Origin of the sequence: Methylobacterium persicinum (assembly GCF_022179525.1) — a bacterium.
Lineage (GTDB): Bacteria > Pseudomonadota > Alphaproteobacteria > Rhizobiales > Beijerinckiaceae > Methylobacterium > Methylobacterium persicinum.
Window position 1 is genome coordinate 1 of record NZ_BPQX01000048.1, and the last position, 24,114, is coordinate 24,114.

Annotated in this window: 17 protein-coding genes and 2 pseudogenes; 6 read left to right on the plus strand and 13 right to left on the minus strand. The window is 62.3% G+C overall.

Annotation, left to right across the window (positions count from 1 at the left end):
* A partial coding sequence (locus MFF22_RS19170) for an efflux RND transporter permease subunit (protein ID WP_238251052.1) occupies positions 1–1,970 on the plus strand: 1,970 nt, incomplete at its 5' end.
* A 1,456-nt stretch (positions 1,971–3,426) separates the two neighbouring features.
* Here the strand turns inward: MFF22_RS19170 and MFF22_RS19175 are convergent.
* Positions 3,427–4,023: an HXXEE domain-containing protein gene (locus MFF22_RS19175; RefSeq protein ID WP_238251054.1), complete on the minus strand. Its 597-nt coding sequence runs from the start codon at positions 4,021–4,023 to the stop codon at positions 3,427–3,429.
* Between the two features lie 297 nt (positions 4,024–4,320).
* Positions 4,321–4,572, minus strand: coding sequence for a hypothetical protein (locus tag MFF22_RS19180; RefSeq protein WP_238251055.1), 252 nt, complete (start codon positions 4,570–4,572; stop codon positions 4,321–4,323).
* 591 nt (positions 4,573–5,163) lie between these two features.
* On the opposite strand from MFF22_RS19180, the gene MFF22_RS19185 reads away from it, so the two are divergent.
* Positions 5,164–6,885: a GMC oxidoreductase gene (locus MFF22_RS19185; RefSeq protein ID WP_238251058.1), complete on the plus strand. Its 1,722-nt coding sequence runs from the start codon at positions 5,164–5,166 to the stop codon at positions 6,883–6,885.
* A gap of 36 nt (positions 6,886–6,921) precedes the next feature.
* Positions 6,922–8,061 carry a glycosyltransferase family 4 protein gene (locus MFF22_RS19190; protein ID WP_238251060.1) on the plus strand — a complete coding sequence of 380 codons (1,140 nt, stop codon included), beginning with the start codon at positions 6,922–6,924 and terminating at the stop codon, positions 8,059–8,061.
* A 458-nt stretch (positions 8,062–8,519) separates the two neighbouring features.
* Here the strand turns inward: MFF22_RS19190 and MFF22_RS19195 are convergent, their stop codons facing one another.
* The 10 genes and pseudogenes from MFF22_RS19195 to MFF22_RS19240 form a co-directional block, all read right to left on the minus strand.
* Positions 8,520–8,900, minus strand: a complete 381-nt coding sequence (locus MFF22_RS19195; RefSeq protein WP_238251062.1) for a hypothetical protein — start codon at positions 8,898–8,900, stop codon at positions 8,520–8,522.
* 489 nt (positions 8,901–9,389) lie between these two features.
* Positions 9,390–9,611: pseudogene (locus MFF22_RS19200) on the minus strand (YARHG domain-containing protein); the annotation flags it as partial.
* 51 nt (positions 9,612–9,662) lie between these two features.
* Positions 9,663–9,947: pseudogene (locus MFF22_RS19205) on the minus strand (SH3 domain-containing protein); the annotation flags it as partial.
* A 1,243-nt stretch (positions 9,948–11,190) separates the two neighbouring features.
* Complete coding sequence (locus MFF22_RS19210; RefSeq protein ID WP_238251063.1) at positions 11,191–11,529, minus strand: hypothetical protein; 339 nt, start codon at positions 11,527–11,529, stop codon at positions 11,191–11,193.
* Positions 11,530–11,794: 265 nt separating this feature from the next.
* A complete protein-coding gene (locus MFF22_RS19215) occupies positions 11,795–12,142 on the minus strand; it encodes a hypothetical protein (RefSeq protein WP_238251065.1) in 348 nt (115 codons plus the stop codon).
* A 288-nt stretch (positions 12,143–12,430) separates the two neighbouring features.
* Positions 12,431–12,946, minus strand: a complete 516-nt coding sequence (locus MFF22_RS19220) for a hypothetical protein (protein WP_238251067.1) — start codon at positions 12,944–12,946, stop codon at positions 12,431–12,433.
* Positions 12,947–12,951: 5 nt separating this feature from the next.
* A complete protein-coding gene (locus MFF22_RS19225) occupies positions 12,952–13,281 on the minus strand; it encodes a hypothetical protein (protein WP_238251069.1) in 330 nt (109 codons plus the stop codon).
* A gap of 12 nt (positions 13,282–13,293) precedes the next feature.
* Complete coding sequence (locus tag MFF22_RS19230; protein WP_238251078.1) at positions 13,294–14,730, minus strand: MBOAT family O-acyltransferase; 1,437 nt, start codon at positions 14,728–14,730, stop codon at positions 13,294–13,296.
* A complete protein-coding gene (locus tag MFF22_RS19235) occupies positions 14,711–15,922 on the minus strand; it encodes a GDSL-type esterase/lipase family protein (RefSeq protein ID WP_238251089.1) in 1,212 nt (403 codons plus the stop codon). The genes MFF22_RS19230 and MFF22_RS19235 overlap by 20 nt, the downstream gene beginning before the upstream one ends.
* Positions 15,923–16,092: 170 nt before the next feature.
* Positions 16,093–16,881, minus strand: coding sequence for an SGNH/GDSL hydrolase family protein (locus MFF22_RS19240; protein WP_306424690.1), 789 nt, complete (start codon positions 16,879–16,881; stop codon positions 16,093–16,095).
* A gap of 1,179 nt (positions 16,882–18,060) precedes the next feature.
* Here MFF22_RS19240 and MFF22_RS19245 point away from each other — a divergent pair.
* The 3 genes from MFF22_RS19245 (at position 18,061) to MFF22_RS19255 (ending at position 21,504) form a co-directional block, all read left to right on the plus strand.
* Complete coding sequence (locus tag MFF22_RS19245; protein WP_238251101.1) at positions 18,061–19,347, plus strand: OprO/OprP family phosphate-selective porin; 1,287 nt, start codon at positions 18,061–18,063, stop codon at positions 19,345–19,347.
* Between the two features lie 400 nt (positions 19,348–19,747).
* A complete protein-coding gene (locus MFF22_RS19250; RefSeq protein ID WP_306424691.1) occupies positions 19,748–20,185 on the plus strand; it encodes a DUF2231 domain-containing protein in 438 nt (145 codons plus the stop codon).
* The gene (locus tag MFF22_RS19255) at positions 20,182–21,504 is read left to right on the plus strand and encodes a PQQ-dependent sugar dehydrogenase (RefSeq protein ID WP_238251105.1); all 1,323 of its coding nucleotides are present in this window, start codon (positions 20,182–20,184) and stop codon (positions 21,502–21,504) included. Before MFF22_RS19250 ends, MFF22_RS19255 begins: the two co-directional genes overlap by 4 nt.
* A gap of 856 nt (positions 21,505–22,360) precedes the next feature.
* On the opposite strand, the gene MFF22_RS19260 is transcribed toward MFF22_RS19255, so the two are convergent.
* Entirely contained in the window at positions 22,361–23,296 is a 936-nt protein-coding gene (locus tag MFF22_RS19260; protein WP_238251121.1) for an ArdC family protein, read from the minus strand.
* Positions 23,297–24,114 lie beyond the last annotated feature (818 nt).

Below are 24,114 nucleotides of genomic sequence, written 5' to 3' on the forward strand. Positions count from 1 at the left end.
GGCTCATCGTCGACGGGGCGGTCATCATCACCGAGAACGCGCTCAGGCATCTCGCCGAGAGGCAGCACGAACTCGGGCGGACCCTCGACACCGAAGAGCGCCTCCGGACCGTCCGGGCCTCTGCCGAGGAGATGATCAATCCGTCCCTGTACGGGCAGGCGATCATCGTCCTGGTCTACGTGCCGCTCCTGACCTTCACGGGCGTGGAGGGCAAGATGTTCGAGCCGATGGCGCTGACCGTCATCATCGCGCTGGTCTCGGCCTTCGTGCTGTCGCTGACCTTCGTGCCGGCGCTCATCGCCATCGTCATCACCGGCAAGGTCACCGAGAAGGACAACCTCATCATCGGGGCGCTGAAGGCGGCCTACCAGCCGGTGCTCGGCGCCGCGGTGCGGGGTCCGTTCGCCTTCCTCGGGGCGGCCCTGCTGCTGCTCGTCGGGGCGGAGCTCCTGTCCACCCGGCTCGGGACGGAGTTCATCCCGCAACTCGACGAGAAGAGTATCGCGCTTAATGTGACCCGCATCCCCTCGACCTCGCTGAGCCAGTCGCAGGCGATGCAGTTGAACGTCGAGAAGGCGGTCTCGACGTTCCCGCAGGTCGCCTACGTCTTCTCGAAGACCGGAACGGCCGAGGTCGCCTCCGATCCGATGCCACCGAACTCATCCGACACGTTTGTCATGCTCAAGCCGCAGGAAGAATGGCCCGACCCGAGCCTGTCCAAGGCCGACCTGCAGGAGCAGATCGAGAAGGCGGTCGGGGCGCTCGCTGGAAACGTCTACGAGTTCTCGCAACCGATTCAGCTCCGCTTCAACGAGCTCCTGGCCGGCACCCGCGGCGACCTCGCCGTGAAGGTGTTCGGCGAGGAGTTCGAGCCGATGCTGAGGGCCGCCAACCAAGTCGCGGCGGCCCTCAAGGGCATCGACGGCGCCGAGGACGTGAAGGTCGAGCAGACGGTGGGCCTGCCGTTCCTGGAGATCAAGATCAACAAGCCCGAGGCGGCGCGCTACGGTCTCAGCACGGGAGCCATCCAGGACGTCATCGGCGCCGCCATCGGCGGCAAGGATGCCGGCATCGTCTTCGAGGGCGACCGGCGCTTCCCCATCGTGGTGCGCCTGACCGACAAGGTGCGCGAGGACCGGGAGGCCCTGGAGAATATCCCGGTGCCGCTCCCGCCCAGCCCGAACGGCCGGGCGAGCTCGGTCCTGCTCAAGCAGGTCGCGAGCTTTTCGGTGACCGAGGGGCCGAACCAGATCTCGCGCGAGAACGGCAAGCGCCGGGTCGTCGTCACCGCCAACGTCCGCGGCCGCGACATCGGCTCGCTCGTCGCGGAGGCGCAAGCCAAGGTCGGGAGCCAAGTGCAGTTGCCGCCGGGCTACTACGTGACCTGGGGCGGGCAGTTCGAAAACCTCGCCTCGGCCAAGCAGCGGCTGATGGTAGTAGTGCCGGTCTGCTTCTTCCTGATCTTCCTGCTGCTCTACTCGGCCCTCGGATCGCCGCGGGACGCGCTCCTGGTGTTCAGCGCGGTGCCGCTGGCCCTGACCGGCGGCATCCTGGCCCTGTGGCTGCGTGGTATGCCGGTCTCGGTCCCGGCGGCGGTGGGCTTCATCGCGCTCTCCGGCGTGGCGGTGCTCAACGGGCTGGTGATGCTGACCTTCATCAAGCAGCTCGTGGCGGAGGGCCGCCCGAAGCGGGAGGCCATCCTGGAGGGGGCCATGATCCGGCTGCGGCCGGTGGCGATGACGGCGCTCGTCGCCTCGCTCGGCTTCGTTCCGATGGCCATCGCCACCAAGACCGGCGCCGAGATACAGCGCCCGCTCGCCACAGTGGTCATCGGCGGCCTGATCAGCGCCACCCTGCTGACGCTGGTGGTCCTGCCGGCCCTCTACGCGCGCTTCGGCCGGGTCCGGCCCGCCGAGGCCGCGGCGCGGGTTCGGGAGCCGGAGCGGCCCCGTCTCAAGGCGGCGGAATAGGACGATGCGCTCGACGTCCCTCCGCACGGCCGCGCTGGCCGTCCTGGTGATGACAGGTCCGGCCAGGGCAGCGGCGGGACCGGGCGACGCCCCGTTCGGCCTGGCTTAGGGGCCGGTCGCCGACGCGCCCCGCTCACTCAACGCAGACCGCGAGGCGAACCCGACGGCCCTGTACTACCTGCGGGGCGTGGCCCCGGCCACCGGGCCTGGGACCGCCGGGGTGATCCTCTTGATCTGCCGCGCGGCCGGGCCTTGCTGGCGAGCCGCGAGACCGGAGACGGACGGCGCGAGCTTGTCGTGACCGCCTTCGGCTCCGGTTACGCGGCCCGTTCGGACGGGCATCTCGCCGAGACCGGGCGCCCGGCCGGCGCGCACGTGGTGGACCGGATCGCCCCGGCCCGGCCTTAGCCCACCGACGTATCATCGACCAATCACGCACAATGCGTGCATCGCTGCGAGAGTATCAGCGCGATTAACGTCCGCTTTCGGGAGTCGCATGGGCACGCGTGAACGACTGCGGTGAGTCGATCCGACGCCGTCCGCTTCGCTGGCCAACTTTCTCCGAAGTGGTCGTTCTGCTTTCGGCTAGCTCCGGCTGACGCCCGTGGTCCGCCGAAAGGCTCAATTGGTTAGATTTCTGCCCGTCTGCAGTGAGATAAGCTAAGACGTTTGCAGACGATGGCTAAACAATTCCCTTGGACTTTCGCCACTTATAATCAAGGCAGCGAAACCATATGCCTAAGCCAACGCCAGGAATCGCAAGTATGATCGCAAATGGTAAGTTGCCTTCATAGTACGATATGGCCGCCAGCATTAAGATCGATAGAGAGACCATCTCGGCGACCCGACCATAATATGCCCTAGCAATTGGCGTGGCATCGCCTGAAAAAACCGATTTGTGGACGCTATCACTAATAAGCGCATTGGAGCTACGCAAATTGTTCTTGGAAGATACATAAAATCTTCCGGCCAACACCATGTTGACGGCAATTATAGCGAGACCAAAATACGACCACGGGCCAAGCAATGCAAAAACTTCCAAAATTTGATCAATCGCATAATCTGCCGCTCATAGCCTATCGCTCCCCCTTCTATCATTTCGTAAATTCGGCGGCGGGTTGCCCTCCGACCGCCTAAGTGAAGGTTTCAGAGCGTCTGCTTCCAAGAAATGCCAACGAAGGTCTGGGCATCCGACTTAGGTCGTTTGCGGCGTGCTGCTTGGGGTAGATTTGCGGCGATTCGCTTCCGGACCCGCATTCGGGAAAGGCGGAAAACTCCAGCGCTGCCGGCGTCATGCCACCGTGTCTCAATCGCGCGTGATGGTCGGATTATTCGAGGTTGGAAAGATTATCGACCGCGCGATGAAGGAAATGGAGTTTGCTTCCTGGTGCAACGTTAATGCGATTTCGGCTTTATTTGGATCGCTTGCTTGCAGCTTCGATCAGCTATTTTGGTATCATCCGAGCATTCGGCCGGTGCTCATCCCGGCACGCCAAAACGCACTGGCGGCGATGGCAATGTGAACGACGAGCGCCCCGCCGAGGGCGGCGAAATGCCAGGCGACGGAGGTCGATTGCAGCGGTCCCGCTGTGACGACAACGGCTGTCCCAAGCGGCACAAATAAGAGCGCGGCTGAGAGCAATCCGGGATTGTATCCGTGCAGCCTTGCGGCTGCGATCAGATGTCCCATCGCGTTGACCAGCATCGCATACCCCGCGACCATGCCCGCAGCTGGGGTCAGGAAGTAAGCCGCATAGGCTGCGCCCAGGTTCAACCCCCATACCACCGGCACGTTGACGATGAGGACGTCACGCCTTGTCATGGCGCATCGCCCGGCAAACAGCGTGTCGTTAACGAAACGGCGGAAGCGGTCGTGGTGATGCTCCTCGACCTGATGCACCATGTATGTGGGCGAGCAGAGAAAGATCAGCAGCACCGGCAACGACACCAATGTCGCGAGGATCGGCAACGCGGCCAGTCCGGCAGCGGCCATGAAGCCTGCGCCAATCACCCAACGGCGGCTTAGCCAAGCCACCATCTCGTCCATATTCATCGTTCCGACAACGTCCTGACACTCGCTTTGAGATGAAGCGGATATCCGCGACTACGATGTTCGATGGGCCTCACAATTTCGTATTTCTGTGAACGGCAGCGCTTTTCCTCATCGGTATCGATGACGGTAGCTTACCCGAAAGCGGTGGGTCCGTCTGACACCTCGGGCCTGAGTTGACGGGTGACTGCCGAACGGCCGGTTCGGGGAGGCGCTAAGACCGATCCGAATGCCCGCTTGGGATCGCCAAAGGACCGTCTGCTTCTCCGATTGACTATATCCGGAGCAGACCGGCGGCTATCAGCCTGCTCCACCCTCGTCAGCGAGGCGCTCGGAGCGCCGGGATCGAATGGAAAAACCTCCCCGCTTCCACCGGACGAGTGGCAGCGTCGAGGTCTGTGGATTGATCCGCAGCCCCAGCACCACGGCCACGATGGAGTAGCGGGCGTCCCGCGAGAGGGCGGAGTCGTCGGCCTTAGCGTCGCTCGTTGGCGCGGCGCCCTCCCCTGCAGAGGGAACGGCGACGGGACGGGTGTGCTTCGAGATGCGCACGGACGCTCGATGGGCCTCAATCCGCCAAAAGCAACGACGCGAATGCCCGACCGATCAACCGCCGCCACATCCCTGCAGCCGGACGTGCCTATGGCGATACAATGCTCTCCCTATCGAAAGAGCCAAGGCCGAACGCGATGAGCCGCTGGCGGGTCGCACCGATCAGCCTGTGGCGGACTTCGATCGCCCCGGCTCGGAGGGCCAACCACGCGGCGCCCGAATTCCGGAGCAGGGCCATGCCCCCGGGGACGCGGAGCTTACGGGTGAGATCCGCCCCGATATCGGCCAATACGCCCCCCTGGAGTATTTTCTGCAATCACTGCGTCACGGAAAATGCTCTAGGTCATTGTTTTTGCATCATTTTCTAACGGCGAACCGGCGTCCACTTCGGCGGAAAATGCTCTGGTAGCCACTGGGACGCCCCATGTTTCGCCTGGGCGACAGACCGTATTGTCGAACCTTACGCAGTATTTTCTATTCCCATATTTGACATGGTGCCCTAGCCATTATTATCGCGAAACCAGTCTCGGAATGGCTAACGCGAGTGTTTGTTTATTAAGACTTATAGATGAGGCCAGTTCGAGAACTCGGATGATCAAGGATCTCGAAAAATCGAGCGATGGGGACATTGTAGACGTCTCCGTTTGCATCGTCGGTGCTGGTGCAGCCGGGATAAGCCTCGCCCGCCGCCTGGCGGAAAACGGAATTACCTTCTGCTTGGCGGAGGCGGGCGGTCTGACGTTCGAAACAGCCTCGCAAGACCTGTATGCCGGCGATAGCACGGGCCATCCCATCGACCCCCGGGAGGGGCGATACCGGGTGTTTGGGGGCTCGACGACGCAGTGGGGCGGCCGCTGCGCCGAACTCGACGCGCACGATTTCGAGCGCCGCCCCTGGGTCGCACATTCGGGATGGCCAATCCGCAAGGCGGACCTGGTCCCCTACTACGAGGCCGCGAAGCAGGCCCTCAACTTCAGGCAGCCCTGGGTCGCCGACGCCGCGCTGATCGGGAAGCGGCCTCCGCTCAAGGCCTTCGCCGACGGGAGCGGCGACGTCTCGCTCTTCATCTGGCGCGTCGCGTCCCCCGACCGCCGGAAGACCATCAGGCGCCATTTCAAGCTCGGCTACCACAGGAACTTCGATCTCGCGAAGGCCTACCGCGACGACCTATCCTGCAACCCCAGTTCGTTCTTATACCTTCACGCGAATTTCGCATTGTTCGCGGGGGATCCATCTGCAGGTCGGATCCGCCGCGCCCACTTCCGGTCCCTCAACGGCCACGGGCTGACGATCACCGCCCGACACTTCGTCCTGGCCGCGAGCGGGATCGAGAACGCCCGCATCCTCCTGAACATGGAGGCCGCGTTCCTGGCGCGGATCAACCGCTACGACACGGTCGGCCGCTACTTCATGCAGCATCCGAGGGGGTCCATCCTGCGGCTCGCCGCCACCGCAAAGCAGGCGGCCCTCCTGCAGAAGACCCTGAACAACTTCCTCAGGCCACCCCGCTACGACATCCGCTACGAATACGGGTTCAGCCTGTCGGAGAAGGCTCAGTCGTCGCACGGTCTGCTGAACGCGAGCGCGGCCTTGCAGTACAGCGCCGGCGCCGATTCTCCCTGGGCGGCGGGCAGGCGCCTGCGTGACAGCCTCCGGCGGGGCGCGCTCCTCTCGCCCTCGAACCAGCGCGACGCGCGCATGCTGCTGGCGGGGGCAAGATCCATCCTCGGCAACGTCCTGCGCAAGTATGTGACCGGGTTCGAGCTCCGCCTCGCCAATCCGCAGATCGACGTCGTCATCGATCTGGAGCAGGAACCAGACAGGGACAGCCGCATCGCCCTGGCGGACGAGCGTGACGCGACCGGCCTGCGCCGGGTGACAATCGATTGGAAGATCGGCCCCGCGGAACGGCGAACCGCCCGATACCTGGCGGAAGCCCTCGCCCGGACGTTCGCGGCCGCCGGGCTCACCGAGGCGACGATGCCCGATTGGCTCTCCGCAAATCGGCCCCTGACCGATCGGGATCTGGCGGGGAACTACCACTTCATCGGCGCGACCCGCATGGCCGCCTCGCCGGAGCACGGTGTCGTCGATCGGGATTGTCGCGTCTTCGGGAGTGCCAACCTTCACGTGGTCGGGGCCTCCGTGTTCCCGACCGGCGGCCACGCGAACCCGACTCTCACGATCGTCGCCCTTGCCCTGCGGCTCGCCGACCATTTGAGCGCCGCCGTTTCCGCGGAAGCGCGGCCTTCCGCCGGGGCCGCGGTACCCCCGGACCATGCAGCCGAGCCCGTCGAGACGATAGCCGGGTAGCGCCACCCTCCAGACATGCGATTGCGAGAAACGACGATGCTAGGCAGCGCCCCCCTCGTCTTCAACGGCAAATTCCTGACGAACGACCTGACGGGCGTCCACCGCGTCGCCTTCGAGTTGATCCATGCCTGCGGCCGCTTGCGGGACGAGGGAAACGGGGCGGACGCCCCGATGGAGATCGCCGTTCCGTCGAATGCCATCCTCCCCCGGTGGCACGCCGCCCAGACGCTGGATCGGTTCCGAATCATGCATGGGGTCTCGCACGGCCATACCTGGGAGCAGCTGGAGCTCCCCTGGCGGGCCCGGGGCAAGGTCCTCATCAATCTGTGTAATCTCGCGCCGGCACTGAAGAAGAAGTCCATCACGATGATTCATGATGCTCATGTCTTCAACGTGCCGTTGTCATACTCCTTCCGGTTCCGCTCCTTCTATAGGACCACCATCCCGCTGATCGGCCGCTTCCATTCCCATATCGTGACGGTTTCGCGATACTCTCAAGCGGAGATCGTAAAACACAAGATCGCCGCCCCTGAGAAGATCAGTGTCGTTCACAACGGCGTGGATCATATGCTGCGCTTCAAGGCGGATTACGATATCTTGGATAAGCTCGATCTCCGCTTGAGGACTTACGTCGTCGGCCTTTCAAGCGATCAATTGCATAAGAACATCGGCTTGCTGCTGCGAGCGTTTTGCGATCCGCGGCTCCGGGACGTCCGGTGTGTGCTGATCGGGCAGGATCGGCGGCAGGAGTTCATGCAGGCTGGCTTCAGCGTCCCGGAGAACATCGTCTTTTCCGGCCCCCTTAGCGACGACGAACTGCGCGGCCTGCTCGAGGCAGCGACGGCGACGGTCTGTCCTTCGACCACGGAGGGTTTCGGGTTGCTGCCGCTGGAGGGGATGGTGCTCGGATGCCCTGCCATCGTGTCCCGCCGCGGCTCGCTCCCCGAAATCTGCGGAACGGCGGCGGTCTATGTGGAACCTCATGACGCGGAAGGATGGGTTGCAGCGATCGCGCACTTCTGCCGGCACGGCGACGACCGCGAGGCCTATGCCCAGCGCGGCCGCGTCCAAGCCGGGAAATTCACGTGGTCGCTGGCCGCCCGCCACCTCCTCGATCTCTGCGACCGGATGACGGCGGCTCAGCGACCGCCGCGGGGCGTGCTGCGGGGGGTGTAGGGGCGGGCGGTTCGTGATCGTCTGCGAGAGCCCTGCGCGCGGCGCGGAGTCTACGATCTCGACAGGCTGCGGCGCCGACACGGAGAGCACGTTGATCTCTACGACCTGTTCGTCACGCTCACCCAATCTTGCGGTATCAGCACCGAACGTGGCAGCGGCGCCCAAACCAGTACGGTCGAGCCTGTCGAGCGCATGCCCACGTGGAAGGCTCAGGCCGGTGCGGCGTCTCCCTGCCGTCACGGAACTAAATCGGCAGGATTGCCAGCACGCCCAGGCCCAGAGCCGGAGGGCCAATCGGATCTGCTCACGAGTTGCCGAACACTACCGGCTAGACTTGGCCGTGGCGGCATTCGCGGTGGCGTGCAAGCTCTGGCCCGACACAGAAACGACGATCCGGAAGCGGGCGCCCGTCACTGTCGGCGGGATTGACCGATCCAATGAGCTGTCATCGATGGCCTTTAATCTCCCGGGATCCAATCGATGTCTGGCTGTTGGGATAGAATTCGGTCGAAATAGTTTGCCACTGCTTGCGCACCGTCCGAGTGCATCATGGCGACCGGATGGGCAAGATAGGCGCGGGCGAGGTCGAGCGGGATCTCACCGGATTGGAGGGCGCCGAGCACAGCGTCGATGAAAGCGTCGTTGGCTTCATTGAAGTCGCTTGAGAGCTTCTTCCGCTCGTTGAGTGCCTTGATCGGCATCGTGCGTGTCATCCTCTGGAAGGCAATGCCGTCGGTCTTGCCGACGTCCTTACCCTTACGCAAGCGGCATCGAACTGCGGCGACACGCGGAAAATGTGTGCCGCCGCCGCAGTGATCCCACGACACCCTCAGCGCCATCGCCGATGATTGCTAGGTCATTGAGAAGCTTGGCACGCCAGACAGACCACCGAAAATCTCTCATCTAGCCCGCACAGCACAGGCAATTGACTGATCACTGGACCCAGATTCAACGTCCAGTATTCCTCGCCGTAAAGCTCGCTAGCTTCGCCGCTGCCGCGCCCCATCAGCCTGACTCTAATTTCTGACGGAACGTGAAAATTCTTGCAGACTGTTGAGAATCTGTGCCTGAACGAACGGCAGGACTGATATGTGGATCTGTCCTTTTTTCTTTTATGCTGGAGGTAGCGCAATCTCGAATAGGGCGCTGCAGGTCGCCGGCAGGAAGTCGATCAATCCTCCGTGCGTCCGCTGACCTGTCCGGACATTTGAGCTGAACCCGCAGCGACTAGAGGGGACATCGCATCACTCTAGGACGCCTCAGTTTTTCCTCAGCATTACGCCGTGTCCCGTGCCGTCCACGACCAAGATTGACGCCAGCTCCATCGGCTAGGGCGCGCAGCCAAGTCGCCGCTCTGTAGCCCGGATCTGCGTGACCTGCTGCCGCTGGCGAATCGAGAGGGGCACATCGGCCTCATCGTCGTACTGACACCCCGCATTTCCAAAGGCTCTGATGCCGCGAGGTGTACGGAAGCAGTAGCCGGCGGACTTGAAGATCGCGTTGCGTTCGTACAAGAGGTCGTCACAGGACGAGGGGGCGACAGGGGCGCTTCGAACGGTCGGTCCCGTTTCTGCGGTTCGGCAGCAGCCGACGTAGCGAGCACTTACCCAGCCGGTCTGTCCAGAGGGTAGCTGAATGTTCACCCAGCCACCCTGACGACCGATCTCAATGAAAAGGGTATTCGGTCCGAGGCGGGCGATGCGAACGCCGTCCGAGCCGCTAGGCTGGCTCCGCAGGGCGAGAAAGTTGTCGCCGTAGGGATCAAGACCGACAGGGTAGCTGAAGCGCTCTTGCTCCACCTGTGCCCATGCCGAACCTGCAGCAAAGGCGATGGAACAGAGTACGGAGCCAAAGATGCTAAGGCCAACCTTGCGCACTTTTCTCACTCCTCAAGTGGTGCCCGGCTGCGACAGAGGGCTTTGAAGATCTACACGTTGGTTGGATTGCCGCTGGCCGACGAGCCGTCAGCAATCTCTCGATGCGAGATTGTTTAGGACGTACTTCGTCATGCTGTCTTTGTCCCAAGAGGGACCCATCTTGCGGTAGCGATTGCCCCGGCAGTCGGCGAAGTCACCACGTGGACAGTTGGCCGCGATCTCGTCATTGAGACGGACTGCCAACTCCTCCTGAACGCAAGCAGGCGTAACCTTCTGCACGTAGTCGCGACAGAATCCGATTGTGTCGTCGCGCATGTGCTTGGTGTGGATCACTACTTGCGCAATATCAGTCCCGCCTATGGACACCACGGTACCGTCATTTCTGCGCGGGCGCCGTAGAATATCTTACCGGAAGCGAAATCTGGCGATGCCATTACCGACGCCGCAGAGAGTATGGCCGCTCTAAGCTGAAAGCTCCTCACGACCGCTTCACCGTCAAGGCTTCTTCTACGAGACGGCGAATGGCTTCAGAGAAATTGTCCCGCGTGGAGTCCACGTGCCCACCTGCAAGACAGATCACATAAGAGCATCTGCGCCATGGTCGGCGAACGCCAGGAACCGAACAGCTCTTGGTCGCTGCCGGGCCGATCATAAGAGTTGAGTTTCTGGAAAGTACCCTCGGGCGAAGACGCCGCATCTTTTCGGCCGTCGGCAAAGGCAGACTTGGATGTTAGCACCATCACCGAGAAGAGGAGCGCCCGGACCGGACGCGGTGTCATCGCTACCGCCATGTCCACTCTCGCCTGTGATCAGGAGATGCGGCAGCGCCGGTAAGGACCGTTATCGCCACCATTGATGCGCATAAAAAGAGTGTCGCCCCGCAGGGACGCTACCACGGTGGCGGGTCGGGCTACGTCGGGGAAGCCGCAGGTACCCCGCCATGTCACAACGTCGCCGAGCCGCGACACGCTGTTGAAGTTGCACTGAAATTCGTCGCCGACGACGCTCAGCGGACTGATCGCGATGGCTCCCTGCGAGGGCCAGCACTGATGAGGATTAGGTGCCCATTCCCCCACGATCGTTCGACCCCCCGCCTGCGCAGGGGCGAACGACAGGATTAGGCCGAGTGCCGCGGTGGCAAGACTGGCGTGACGACAGGCTTGAGGTTTCATGATGGTCCGATCACTGGATAGATGGTGGGTGTCGGCATGCCGGCCACTGCGCGACCAGAGCGACGACTTAGTTCGTGCCGCTAAGGGAGGGACACGGTCCAACGCTTCCTGCCGGTCGGACAGCAATGGCTGTCGTTCTCCCGCCAGAATTCCGTGTCGAAGGAGACGCTGCCTGGCTTGAAGGCGACGTTCGTCGCGGACTTTCCTGTGAGGTTGGGTACAGTCCGGACAATCCGCCATCCGTCCTGCTCTTTATGGAACACCGCGGCGGCGAACATCTCGGCATTTCCCGTGGGATCGTTGACGTAGGTCGCGAAGGCGACGGCAGTCGAACCCGACGGTGCGTAGCTGATGATGACGTGCGAATCCTCGTCGAGGCGGCAGCCGCTCCGGTTCCCCCGTCTATCGTAACAGTTCAACGATCGATCGGTCGTGAACCATCTGGTTACGGCGCCTTCCGCGGGGCCTGAACGGCCGTCCGCGCTCCCATGTGCGGAAGGAACGAGATCACGGCCGCACTCAACAGAACAACTTTCCTCAAGAGACACACTCCCGATAAAAGCGGATATGAGCTCAGCTCGAGTACTAACGTTCAGCCATCGGATGGACGGGCCGAACCAGATACCGGCTCGGCGTCGTCCTTTTGCGCCCTTTCGACGAGCGCCGACGCCCTTGTCGTCAATCTCAGTAACCCGCAGCCGCCCCGGCGAGGGCAGCCCCGAAGAGGCCGAGAGCTGCACCCGCTGCAAGGGCGCCGGCATCCGGCGCATAATAACCAGGGCCGTAATATCCGTAGCCGCGGCCGTAATATCCGCGGTAGCCGTAGTGCCGGTAGCCGCCGTGATACCCGCCGAAATGACGGTATCCGCCTCCGAAACCACGCCCCGCATGGAAGCTGCCGAAGCCACGTCCTCCGCCATGGACGCCGCCGAAGCCGTGGCCGCCACCTCCACGGAACCCGGCCTCAGCGGCCGGAGCAGCCGCGAGGACGAGGGTGAGGGTCGCAGTCGAGATCGCCAAAACTTTCTTCATGTCCGCACTCCCCGACCGGTCTATGTCGCCGGCAATGTCGACAGAGTGGACCAATCAACCTGAGATTGCGTACTTCCAATGCATAAAATTCGATCAAACCGCCAGGAAGAATTCGCGCTCGAACAACATCGTAAATAATATATCCGTTAATGTGAATCATAATGAACCATTTGAATTCCCTTGCGCGAAAATGTTGTACTATTGAACCAATCAAGAGCGCGGATAAGATGATGATTTGTTGACCTCACCCACCTCTTAAACAGATGAGCGAGGTCATCCATTCCGCAACTAATCGCTGATGCGGCTTTGGATTTCGCGACCCAGCGCGTTGTAGTTCCGAGGATGGATACCGTCTGGGCCCGGCGAGAAGGAGACTGTCCGCACGCCCTTGAGGGACGCCCAGCTTTGAACGATGCCCCGCGCACCGTTCGCTGGCAGCACAAGGATCAAATGGTCACCAGCCTTCGCCGACGCCGAAACGAGGGCGCTACGCACACGCGCCTCGGACTGAGACCGCTGCGCCGCGCCGATCCCCCGGGGGAAATCATTGCTTCCAAGGGAGGCGATCGTCCAATGGGCCCCCGCCCTCACTCGCTCGGCCACCGCGATGGAACTGATGCCGACCTTCGCGGAACTCTGGCAGACGCCCTTCAGCGCTGCGCCTATACCGACGCCGATGCTGTCGCCGACCACCATGCAGGAGGCTTGAGCTCCCGAGCCGATGCAAAGCCCCATCAGGAGGAGCGCCCCTCGCAACGTTTTTCCAGTGATCATCGTCAACTCCAAACGCTTGTAGACACTCATCGTGCTCACTCCGGCTTCCGCACGACGGACTTGCCCAGTTCGCGGGCCGCACCTGAAAACGTGGCTATGCCGAGGGTCTCTGAGACCGCCATGAGCCGGCTCGTGCAGTTCTGCGCGACGGCGACGACGGGGTTCGGCTCGAAGTCGTCGAGCCAGGAGGCGATAGCCTGCGGAAAGGCGAGGGCGAGAAGAAGGCACGTCGCCCACACGGCGGCGACCGCACGCCCCGCCGAGCCGAACTCAGACCGCGCGGCGGCTTTATCCTGGAGGTCCGGCATGATCTCGCCGGGCGACAACGCGATCGAAGGTTCGACGACAGTCTGCAAGTAAGGCATGGCGCATCCGGATCAGAACTGGAAGTAGATAAAGGGAGCCATCCCGGACGGCGCGAGCATAGTCACAGCCCATATCGTCGCTGTGCTGAAACCGACTTTCCCGGCGATTGATAGCTTGCGGAAGCGCCCGTCGGCAGCGGCGTAAACCGACAGCGGTAGTAGCTGGGTCAGGAAGCCGGCCATCATCAGCACGAGCACGAGCGGCGAGACTGTAAGCGGCGTACCATCGCCGACCCGCCTTGCGATCGTAGCCAGGTAATCGACCGCGCCGTTGGCGTCCGCCGACCGGAAGAAGACCCAGGTGACGCAGACGAAGTTGAAGACGATCAGCCAGCGCAGCGTCTGCCCGGTCTCCCCGCGGAGAAAGCGGCGAAAGCGGCCAGATTCGGCGGTCGACTCGCGCAGCAGGCGTTCGGCGGCTAAGCCGAAGCCGTGCAGGGCGCCCCAGAGGATGAATTGAAGACCCGCACCATGCCAAAGGCCGCCCAGGATCATCGTCAGGATCAGATTGCGGTAGGTGAGCCAGCGCCCTGCCCTGCCGCCGCCCAGCGGGATGTACAGGTAGTCGCGCAGCCAGCTCGACAGCGTTATGTGCCAGCGTCGCCAGAAGTCCTGCAGCGACAGTGCAATGTACGGCTGGTCGAAGTTGCGGGGAAATTTGTAGCCCAGCAAGTCGGCGACGCCGATCGCGATGTCCGTGTACGCGCTGAAGTCACAGTAGATAACGATCGCATAGGCGTAGACGGCAAGAATCAGATCCACTGACCCGTAGGCCTTGGGATTGGTGAACACGGGATCCACGAACAAAATCGAAAGGTGACTGGCGACGACGACCTTCTTGAAGAGACCGCCCAGGATGAGGAGGGTGCTTCCACCGAGGTCGATGTTCCGGGGATCAGACGGCTTGGCGAGCTGACCAAGGAACTCGGAGGCACGGACGATCGGCCCGGCGACGAGGTGCGGGAAGAAGCTGATGTAGAGGAGTAGATCGACGAGCGAGCGCGAAGCCTGAACCTTGCCGCGGTGAACGTCGACTACGTACGAAATGCCGTGGAAGGTCAGGAACGAGATTGCCACCGGTACGGCGATGCCGGTCGAACCGAAATCGACATCCGAACCCGCGAGCCCCGCCAGCGCACGGATCTGAGCCGCCGCGAAGTCGTAGTACTTGAAGAAGCACAGGGGCAGAAGATTGCAGCAGACCGCAACGCCGACCCAGATGCTGCCTCGCTTTGTCCCCGATCCTCTGCCGATAATCAGGCCGAAGGCGTAATTTGACAACGAGGATAGGAACAGGAGGAGCAGAAAAGGGACGCTCCAGAAGCTGTAGAAGACATAGCTCGCTGCTACGAGCAAAATCTTCTTGATCTCGTTCTTCTGGTTCAGGAGCCACGTGAGCGGCAGAACGAGCATGAGGAAAAGGGCGAACTCAATCGTTGGAAACAGCATCTTCGCCTCTGAGCATCGCCTTGATTTCAGGCTCAAGGAAAGCGGCAAAGCTCTCACCGCCTCTCCGGTAGCCCGCCTTGGTGAAATGGACGTGGTCCTTGGCCATCAATGGCGGATCCGCAGCTGCCCAACGGGATGCGCCGCAGCCACCCGGCATGATCGCCCACCAATCCCAGAAGGGCAGTCGTTCGGCGTCGGCGATGCGGCGCTGGACCTCCCGCACCTTATCGAGTTGCGCCGGTCTTTTCGGACAGGCGTTCTCCCCTTCGGCCGCCGTCTGTTTTTCCATGCCGGGGGCCGGGCATGGCTTGCCCTCCTCAGGCTTGCAGGTCGGCAACGGACGCTCGCCCTGTGGAGGACCGATCATCACGAGCCGCGCCTTCGGAACGGACGTCCTGATCTCGCGCACGGCCGACCGATAGCGCTCTTGGTAGGCGGCCGGATCCAGCTTGGCGTCGAACCCTTCGTTGGTCCCGAAAGCTAGGACGACGATGTCTGGAGACAGCCGTCCAAGATCGTTGCGGAGCGCACCCTCGGCGAGCTTGCCCACGACATCGACGGTCGCGCCCGGGAAGCCGACGTTGCTGTAGGTGACGCCCCTTCCATCGCGGTAGATGCCGACTGCCGAGACCGTCACTGGCTTCGCCTCGCCAGTTCTGAGAACCAGCTTGCGGAAAGTGCTCTCGCCAGCAGGCGCCAGTATCTTGATCATGCGCGATCCCGGCGTCGTCGAGGCCAATGCCGTCGTCAGCCGCACCTCGTCGTCGACCTCAACGACAATCGTCCCCCCCTCCGGTTCGGTCCGGACCTCGATCTCGATACGGGCGTAGGGTTCGAGGCTCGACGCGGAGAAGGTGAGCGTCTCCCCCTGGCGGCTCGTACTGGCGTTGAACCCGGAAAGGCCGAACACCTCCGGGTGCGGGAAACGCTGGATGGCCTCGTAGGTCCAACCGGGGCTGGCAGATACCCTCAGGAGGTTGCTCCGCACACCCGGATGGGGTGTTCCGACGCTCATGTAGCCGATGCCGCCGACACCGAACTTGCGGCGCAACGCCTGTCGGGCTGCATCGGTGAAGAAGTCGGCGGCCGTGTGGCTGTCGCCGATCTGGAGGATCGACACTCCCCTGCGGCTCGACTTGATCCGGGGCGCGTCCTTGCCAACTGTCGCCACCGGCTGGAAGCGTGCCGGCATGATGATCTCAGATCCGGGCATCGCCGTTTCGATCAAGATCGGGGGCGGGGCAGGGACTGGCACGACGTGCTGCGGGCTCGGATCACCGCCGACCGGAACGAATGCGAAGGCGAGCAGTAACACTGCCGAACCGGAGGCTGCGAGAACGCCGCGTCGGCCTGCCGAAAGGTTCACCGCTGCGCCTGCTGCTGGCAGGGGTACGACATCTCCAGACCGCGCTCAGTCATGAAGCCCGCGACTTGGCGGAAGAGATGCGCGGCGAGGACGTCATAGCCGGCCGCCGTGAAGTGGATCCCGTCCGTCGCCCTGATCTGGACTTCGGCTCCCCGGAGATCGTGGCCATAGGGTTGGAATGCGTCGGGTCCCGTCGGATTCTGCCTCCAGGGTTCGACGAAACGGACCTTCGGATCACCCATCTGCCTGATCGCGTCGGCAAAGATGGCGTTCTTCTCCGCCGCATCGTCCTGGGCCGGCTTGTCGCGCAGGATAGGCAGCCCGATCCAGAGCACGCCGGCGTCGGCCGCTTCCAGGTTCCTGACCAGTGCTTGACTGAGCTCGAGGTAGCGGGTCCGCCATCCCGGGGTGCCGAGATCGAAGCGTGCGCGAGAGTTATCGACGATGCTCTGCCGATCGTTCAGGCCGAGCGAGACGATGCTGAGGTTCGGCTTGAACTTCGCAACGACGGTCTTGCCCTCGGCGACCCAGTCGTACTTCGCAGGACGGGTGAGACCGGTGCCATTCTCAGCGAAACGGCCGAGCTTTACCCTTTGGCCTAGACAGGCTTCCTGCGACACCAGACGGGTGGCCCCACCCCACATTCCGTCTGACAGAGAGTCGCCCACGAAGGCTATGCGGACATCATCCTTAGCGCACCACCCAGAGCTGGCCGCTAGGGGCATCGTGGTAAGGGCGCCCACGAAGGCGCGTCGGGACAAAGTGCCGGCTTTCATTTCATCCATCCATTACCGCTCAAGACGCACGCTCAACGCAACGGACCCATCGCCTTCGATCGACAACTCGCTGAAGGCGTGGCGATCAACCTAAAATTCAGATCTCATTCCAGGGCGGATGCTCAAGACCGACGTCTGCACATCCCATGACGCACGAATGCCAAGCTCCCGGCGTCACAGTTGTAATTTCAATACTGACTGAAATATACGCCGTTCAAAGCGTATCTTTATTGCGCTTAATCCGACTTTCCGTCCGCAATGCTACGACAAGTCGTGAGCGACCACGATCCGTGACCTCGATTGGGGGCCGGCGGGCCGAGACAACCTAGTGGCAACAAAACTGAGGTCGACACCATAAATTTTGGTTAACCGATTCGGTTTATGAATAGTTACTAATTCCGCATGTTATATATACGCAACGCGTCATCGGAGGACTTATTACGTACCTCCCCTTCGAGTACATGCGTCGTTCGACACACAAAGATTGATTTTATTACAAATATAAAGCTTTAAAGTTACCAGTGTCGTTGGCAATCAAATAGAAACCCCCGCTATTGGACGCTGCGCCGCTAAATTGTATAGCTTCATGTTCGAAGGTGATCCTGAACTAGCAAACCGGTCTAGGGTATGAACCGAACCAAGTCATTGCACGGTGCAGCAGTTTATGATTCCAGGCGGCGATTTGCGGCCTGGAGGTGACGATGGCGGACCTATTCTGGCTCTTGGACGAGCAGTGGGCGGTGATCGTGTAGCGCGACGATCTGGATGAGAGCCCGCATTGCCTCGCCTGAAATGCTCCTGGAAGTTGGGTCGTGGCCGCATCTGATTTGCTCCCCACGCAGGTTCGTGTGTACCGGCGTCGAACGATGACCCCGGCATAATTCTCGCTAACTAGCTGCTGCAACAGGAAAATACGCATTTTGGGTAGGGTCGTGATCGGCACCGATCGTGACCCCACCTATCAGCGCGTTTCAGATGATGCTGCAATGAGTTAAGTGGGCTTATGGGAGGGGGCGCCCTGCTCCTCGGTCGCGGCCGCACTGACGTGACCGAGACGCTATAGAGGGCCGCCTTTTTCAACTGTCCCGAACGGTTTGGGAACGTGACCGCGATGCCACGAGCGTCGTGATTTGAGCTTAGGTTGGCCCAGGTGGTTGTCGCCGCCGTGGCGAACTGCTCTCTGACACCGTGATCAAAACGCGCCGCGCCGCGGCCTTCCTGGCCGTCTCCCTCGCTCTCGCGGCGCCTGCCAGCGCCGGGAGCGACACGTTCGAAGGCATGGCCGGCCCAAACGGAGAGCGCTTGCGCTACGATGAGAAGGGGTTGACGCTCACATTCCGTGACCCGGATGTGAACCTGAATATCGGCGGTCGTCTACACATTGATGCTGGTGCGGCCGGTTTCAGCCGGCCGGGCCTACCTGAGGCCTTTCCGGACAATGTCGCGGTGCGCCGTTCCTGGATCGAACCGACCCTCACTATCGGCCGCGACTGGCTGATCGCCTTCCAGTACGACTTCAGCGATCCCGTTCTGCCGATCAACGACGCCTTCGTGGCCTGGAAAGGATTGCCAGACACGATCCTCACCCTTGGCAACATGAAGGTGCCGTTCAGTCTCGAATGGCTGCAAAGCAACAACGACACCTTGTTCGCCGAGCGTTCGCTAGCCAACGCCTTCGTGCCGGACCGCCGGTTCGGCTTTGCGATAGGGCATCACGGGCAGGCTTGGACTGCGGTCGCAGGGGTGTTCGGCAATGCTGCCAGCAACGGCATCTCCGGCGACGGAGTGGCGGTGGGCGCACGGGCCACCGTGGCGCCCATCATGAACAAGGACGAGACCCTCCATTTCGGGCTCGCTGGAATCTATCGCAGTCGCTCCCGCGGCGACGACAATTTCAGCTTCTCCACCCCGGCCGAAGCATCCTTATTCGCGCGCTCCTTCGTCGACACCGGCGACTTGCCCGACGTGGCACGAGCTTCCCGCATCGGGTCGGAATTCGCCTACCGCAACGGCCCATTGCTGCTCCAAGCTGAGTACATCCACGCCGAGATTGAGCGGTTCGAGGGGCTTGGTGGCCCACTGCCGGTCCTCGGTTTTCAAGGCGGCTATGTCGAGGCGGGCTTAGTGCTGAACGGAGAAGGCCGAAGCTACGCTATGACACCGCAAGGCGGCACGACATACGCGACGTTCAAGGGTGTAATCGTGCCGGAGGGGCAGCGGGTCTCCCGGGGCGGAATCGGTGTCTTCGAAGTAGCCGCCCGCTACAGCAGCATCGACCTCAACGCTCGAGTTTTTCGTGCCGGTTCGGAGCGGGATGTGACCCTTGGCCTCAACTGGTATCCCGAGCCGAATTTACGCCTGATCGCAAACTACATCCACGGGCGGGTGCAGCCGAGCGAGACCCAATCTGACGCCCTCAGCCGCGCGTCATTCTCAGTCGATACGATCATCACTCGCCTTCAGATCTATTGGTGAACGGGGTTCAGGTGGAAAGCGGCGCAGGCACTCGATGTCAGGACCGCTCGGCAAGGTCGCGTGATGTTAGGCAGGCTGCCATCGAGCTTCAGGATCAGCAAGCGGACATTCGTCGGTCGGCAAGAGCTGACCGATGCCGTGCCGGCTGCAACTGCAGCACGCGGCACTTTCCAAAGCCCAGCACAAGTCAAAATATCGATCACAGAATTGCCGGACCGCGTCGCGAGCCCATTTGGTGCGGTCGCGCGTGTAACCGCCTGTCCGGCTTCGGTAGCATCGCGACGATGGAACATCGCGTTTGCAACAAAGCGGCCGTGCCTCGTTGCAACTTTTCTGAGATCTCGCGTTTTACTCATGAGCGGCCGAGCTCTCTCAAGTCGTTGCTTCGTTGGAGGAAAGAATGGCTAGGCAACTTGGCGCGGGCCACACACCCAAGCCACTGCACTCGTTTTTCGTCGGACTGGGTGGAGCTTTGCTGATGGCTGCCCTGTTCACGGACTCCATGTATTTAAGCAACGCGTTGATACAGTGGGCCAACTTCTCGGCGTGGCTGATCACCGGCGGGCTCGTGCTAGCCCTGATTGCTGCGCTCGTGCTCGTGCTCGATTTCTTGCTCGGGAGAGCCGGGACGATCAGCTGGCCCGACTTCGGCCTGCTGGCCGTCGCCGCGATCCTCTCGATCGTCAACGTTTTCATCCATACGCGCGATGGCTGGACGTCCGTCGTTCCGTCCGGGATCACTGTGTCGGCCATCGTCGCGATCCTGCTTCTCATCGCCGGCCTTCGCGGCTGGTGCGCGACCGGCCTTAAGATGCCCGCCCGGGGAGACAACGCATGACCGTGAAGCGATTCCGCACGGCTACCAGCCTGATGGTCGTCGCTCTGCTGGCCGGCTGCAACGACAAGGGAGGCGATCCCGGGAAGCAATACGGGTCGAACCCGGACATTCCGGAGTCGCGCCAGTACCTCGTCCCCCCGATGAGCGTGCCGCAGGCCATTGGTTGGAAGACCGGGGAAACGCCTACAGTTCCCGTCGGCCTACACATCCAGGCTATGGCGAACGGGCTGATGCATCCGCGTATCGTGTACCCATTGCCCAACGGCGACATCCTCGTCGTCGAGAGCAACGGCCCCGGCACCAAGCCTTTCCGGCCGAAGGATTACATTTCAGGTTTGATCAAGGCCCGCGGCGGCTCTGCCGAGAAGGGCGGCAATCGCATCACGTTGCTGCGGGATGCCGACGGCGATGGCGTTCCGGAGATGAAGACGGTGCTCGTCGACCACCTGCACTCGCCCTACGGCGTCGCGTGGGTGGCGGATACGCTGTACGTGGCCAACACGGACGCGATCATCGCCTATCCATTCAAGCTCGGGCAGACAGAGATCAAGGAGCCGGGGACCAAGCTCGCGGATCTGCCGGCCGGCCCGATCAACCATCATTGGACCAAGGCGATGGTCGCCAGCCCTGATGGATCAAAGCTCTACGTCGGCGTCGGGTCCAATAGCAACGTCGCCGAAAACGGGATGGATATCGAGGAGGATCGCGCGGCCATCTTCGAGGTCGACAGGCTGACCGGCGCCAAACGCCTTTACGCGACCGGGATACGCAATCCGACGAACCTCGCTGTCCAGCCCAGAACAGGAACGTTGTTCGCCGTCGTCAACGGACGCGACGAGAACGGGCCGGATGCGGATCCGGACTATTTGTCCTCGATCAAGGAGGGCGGCTTCTACGGTTGGCCCTACAGCTACTGGGGGCAGCACGTAGACGACCGCGTTCAGCCGCAGAGGCCGGACATGGTCGCAAAGGCAATCAAGGCGGATTACGGACTAAGCTCCCACGTCGCGACCCTCGGTGTCGCGTTCACCCAAGGTCAGAAGGTGTCGCCGCAATTCGCCGATGGCGCGTTCGTGGGCGAGCATGGCAGCTGGAACCGCGATCCGCTGAACGGCTACCAAGTGATCTTCGTCCCCTTCGTCGATGGACGCCCGAGCGGAGCACCGATTCCGGTGGTCACCGGCTTCCTCGCAGAGGACAAGAAGACGGTCCGCGGACGCCCGGTCGGTGTGGCCCTCGATCGGACGGGTGCTCTCATCGTCGCCGACGATGTCGGCAATACTGTCTGGAGAGTGAGCGCGGCGACAGCCACGCACTGAGTGTCGCAGCGTCCGCTCCGAAGAAGCCGATAGCGGCGGCTGAGCGACCGAGATGGGCGCGAAGCTGAACGTCTGGTTTCGGGCAACAAAATGATGTCCGCTCATGGCGCAACTGAGACCTGGGATGAAGCCTGAACCGACGTCCATTTTTTTGCGGAGTCACTCGGTGCCCGGGCACTGAAGCTGCACGATCAAGGGCGCGGCACTATTTTGGTCCGGCACCATATAGAGTACCTACTCGCCCGCTGGCATCGGGCCACGCTCAAGGCCAGATCTACTGCACATGATATCTTGGGACATCATGGCTCCACTAGATTGAACGCAGGAGGTACCTGTCATGCTGTCAGATGGCATCTTCAGCGTCGCAGAACGCCGCCGAGAGAAACAACGTGCGTGAAGACGACATCTAGCGCATCGGACAGCGCAAAGACGCGCTCGCGGATATACGGGATCGCAACTTCTTATTCTCCGCTCTTGATCCGTCCCGCGTACGCCTTGTGGGCCGTCACCGCGTCTCACCCGAACCCTGAGGGCATATCCACTATCAGAACGGCGGCATGAGCAACTCGGTGTGGAGCGAACCGAGATTGCCGTATCTCAAGCGCTAGCTTTATAGCCGCCGACGGATCACTGAATTTTTTTATCGTGATCGCAATGAAATCTGGCGGAGAGGGGGTCCGTCGGCTGTCGCTGATTCCATTATGGTTTTACGTTTTTAACGCGTATGCCCAAGCATATGCCCAAGCAACATATGTTTGCTTTCGACTGTACGATTGCTGAGTGCGAAGACGCTTGGCAGCAGCTGGGGCGCCAGGACACTAAGCCCGCCGCCGGCTGCCAGGAAAAGCTAGTCTTCTCAGACGTTTGTCTCGCGAGACGCCTGGGGATGTGTAGCAGAATAGTGGTGCGGGCGGCAACCGTCCTCGCGATCGCTCAACGGTCTGCTGGGTCGCAGCGCGGCGAGGTAGTCGGCGGCGCGAGAAGCCTGAGTGGCGGCGTGGCTGAGCGCGCGTGGGTCAGTGCGCAGGAGCGGCACCCAGGATGCGCAGTAGGCGGCGTGGCCGGGATGGGGCGAGCGTACGATGCCCAGATCTGCCAGCACGAAAGCGGCGCCAAGTTCAGCCACGAGTTCCTCCACGGCATAAGCCCGGGCGCCGAACCGGCCGGTGAGGTCGCGGGCGAGGCGGTGCGGTGCGCCGGTCCAGTGCACGAGTTCGTGGGCGAGAGTGCCGGCATAGCCCGTGGGCGTGCGGAAGACGGTACGGGGCGGCAGGTGGATCGCGTCGGTTGCCGGCACGTAGCAGGCGCGATTGCCGCCATGCTGGATAGTGGCGCCGGTGGCCGCGACGAACGCGTCGAAGGCGGGTAACGGGTCTGAGGTAATGCTGGGCGCTGGTGCGTCAGCAGGCGGCGATACGACATCAACCTGGGCGGCGTTGAAGACATAGGCGGCTCGGGCGACGAAGGGGGCGCCGTCGGTCGCGTCTTCATCGGTCCCGCGGGGCAGTTCTTTGTAGAACAGCACGAGGGTTCCGCGCTGAGCCTTGCGGACTTGCGCCCCGAGCGCCGCCCATTGCCGATAGGTGGCCCAGCGCGCATCGGCATAGCCGTGTGTCTGCGCCGCGCACCATAGGGCAAGCACGTTAAGGCTGCGGTAGCGCCGGCCGGTACGGGCGTTGCGCGGCATTGGGTCGGCGCCATGCCAAGGTGGGGACCACGAAGCCGGGTTAGCGGTCTCAAGCTGCGCGAGGATTGTCGCGGCGACGCGAGCGTGCAGATCGTTCGTGGGCATGAAGGCCGGGCTCCGGTGCCGCCACGGCGTTGGCGGCCTCGGCGCGGGGTTCCCTCAGGTGCGGCGGCTTTTCACAGAAGCCTTCCAGAGCGACAGCCGGGCCGAGGCGGTGGTGCCGGCTCCGTGCTTCCTGTCATGCCACGGATCTTGGTGAACGTTTGAGGGAGATCGGCTTGCTGAAGGCAAGGCTTTGCCGGTGGGCGGCAAAGCCACGCTCTACCGAGGAGGTCCGGATCTCGGAGCCACGCCTTCGGTCGATCGGCGGATCGAGGTGCAACCTTTCGACAGGTAGGCCGGGGCTGTGCGATCGGCCTTTACACACCGCTTCCCGTCAGCTTGGACGGCCAGCGCGGACGGACCCCTCCGCTCAATCCGCGGTGCGTGGGGGTCGTCCTGGAGGTTTGGGGCTACCCATTCCCTCCATCCTGCGGTCCGTGAAGTACGACACCGCTTTTCGTGCCGATGCCCTTCGGCTTGCGACCCGGCGATCCCCATCCCGCATGGCTGGCGGTGGAGGCTCGGGGCTCACAGGGAGCGTGGCTCTTACTTCTGGCGGACAGAAGCTTGCGGCCACGTGGCCTAGGCGCCGAAGCGTTTCGGCGTCCGTGATGAAAGACGAGCACGCTCTGAGAGATTGCCACGCCTCACCTCAGCGGGGATGGGCTCAGAAGGAGCAAGTGGAGTTTGAGAGAAGGGCCTGTCTTTTTTCGTAGGCAAGTGGTCGGATCCTTGTTCGATGTGGAAGCACATCCCACAGCTAAAGTGTGTTTCGGCGTGCAACTTTGACCCCCTGATGGAGTGGGCCCCTCGGGGTGGAC

Excerpts from the sequence above, each read along its gene's own strand:
- MFF22_RS19195 (WP_238251062.1), bottom strand. The coding sequence starts at position 8,900 with ATGGCGCTGAGGGTGTCGTGGGATCACTGCGGCGGCGGCACACATTTT.
- MFF22_RS19230 (WP_238251078.1), bottom strand. The coding sequence starts at position 14,730 with ATGCTGTTTCCAACGATTGAGTTCGCCCTTTTCCTCATGCTCGTTCTG.
- MFF22_RS19240 (WP_306424690.1), bottom strand. The coding sequence starts at position 16,881 with ATGGATGAAATGAAAGCCGGCACTTTGTCCCGACGCGCCTTCGTGGGC.
- MFF22_RS19225 (WP_238251069.1), bottom strand. The coding sequence starts at position 13,281 with ATGCCTTACTTGCAGACTGTCGTCGAACCTTCGATCGCGTTGTCGCCC.
- MFF22_RS19185 (WP_238251058.1), top strand. The coding sequence starts at position 5,164 with ATGATCAAGGATCTCGAAAAATCGAGCGATGGGGACATTGTAGACGTC.
- MFF22_RS19220 (WP_238251067.1), bottom strand. The coding sequence starts at position 12,946 with ATGAGTGTCTACAAGCGTTTGGAGTTGACGATGATCACTGGAAAAACG.
- MFF22_RS19190 (WP_238251060.1), top strand. The coding sequence starts at position 6,922 with ATGCTAGGCAGCGCCCCCCTCGTCTTCAACGGCAAATTCCTGACGAAC.
- MFF22_RS19235 (WP_238251089.1), bottom strand. The coding sequence starts at position 15,922 with ATGCCGGCACGCTTCCAGCCGGTGGCGACAGTTGGCAAGGACGCGCCC.
- MFF22_RS19255 (WP_238251105.1), top strand. The coding sequence starts at position 20,182 with ATGACCGTGAAGCGATTCCGCACGGCTACCAGCCTGATGGTCGTCGCT.
- MFF22_RS19250 (WP_306424691.1), top strand. The coding sequence starts at position 19,748 with ATGGCTAGGCAACTTGGCGCGGGCCACACACCCAAGCCACTGCACTCG.
- MFF22_RS19260 (WP_238251121.1), bottom strand. The coding sequence starts at position 23,296 with ATGCCCACGAACGATCTGCACGCTCGCGTCGCCGCGACAATCCTCGCG.
- MFF22_RS19175 (WP_238251054.1), bottom strand. The coding sequence starts at position 4,023 with ATGAATATGGACGAGATGGTGGCTTGGCTAAGCCGCCGTTGGGTGATT.
- MFF22_RS19215 (WP_238251065.1), bottom strand. The coding sequence starts at position 12,142 with ATGAAGAAAGTTTTGGCGATCTCGACTGCGACCCTCACCCTCGTCCTC.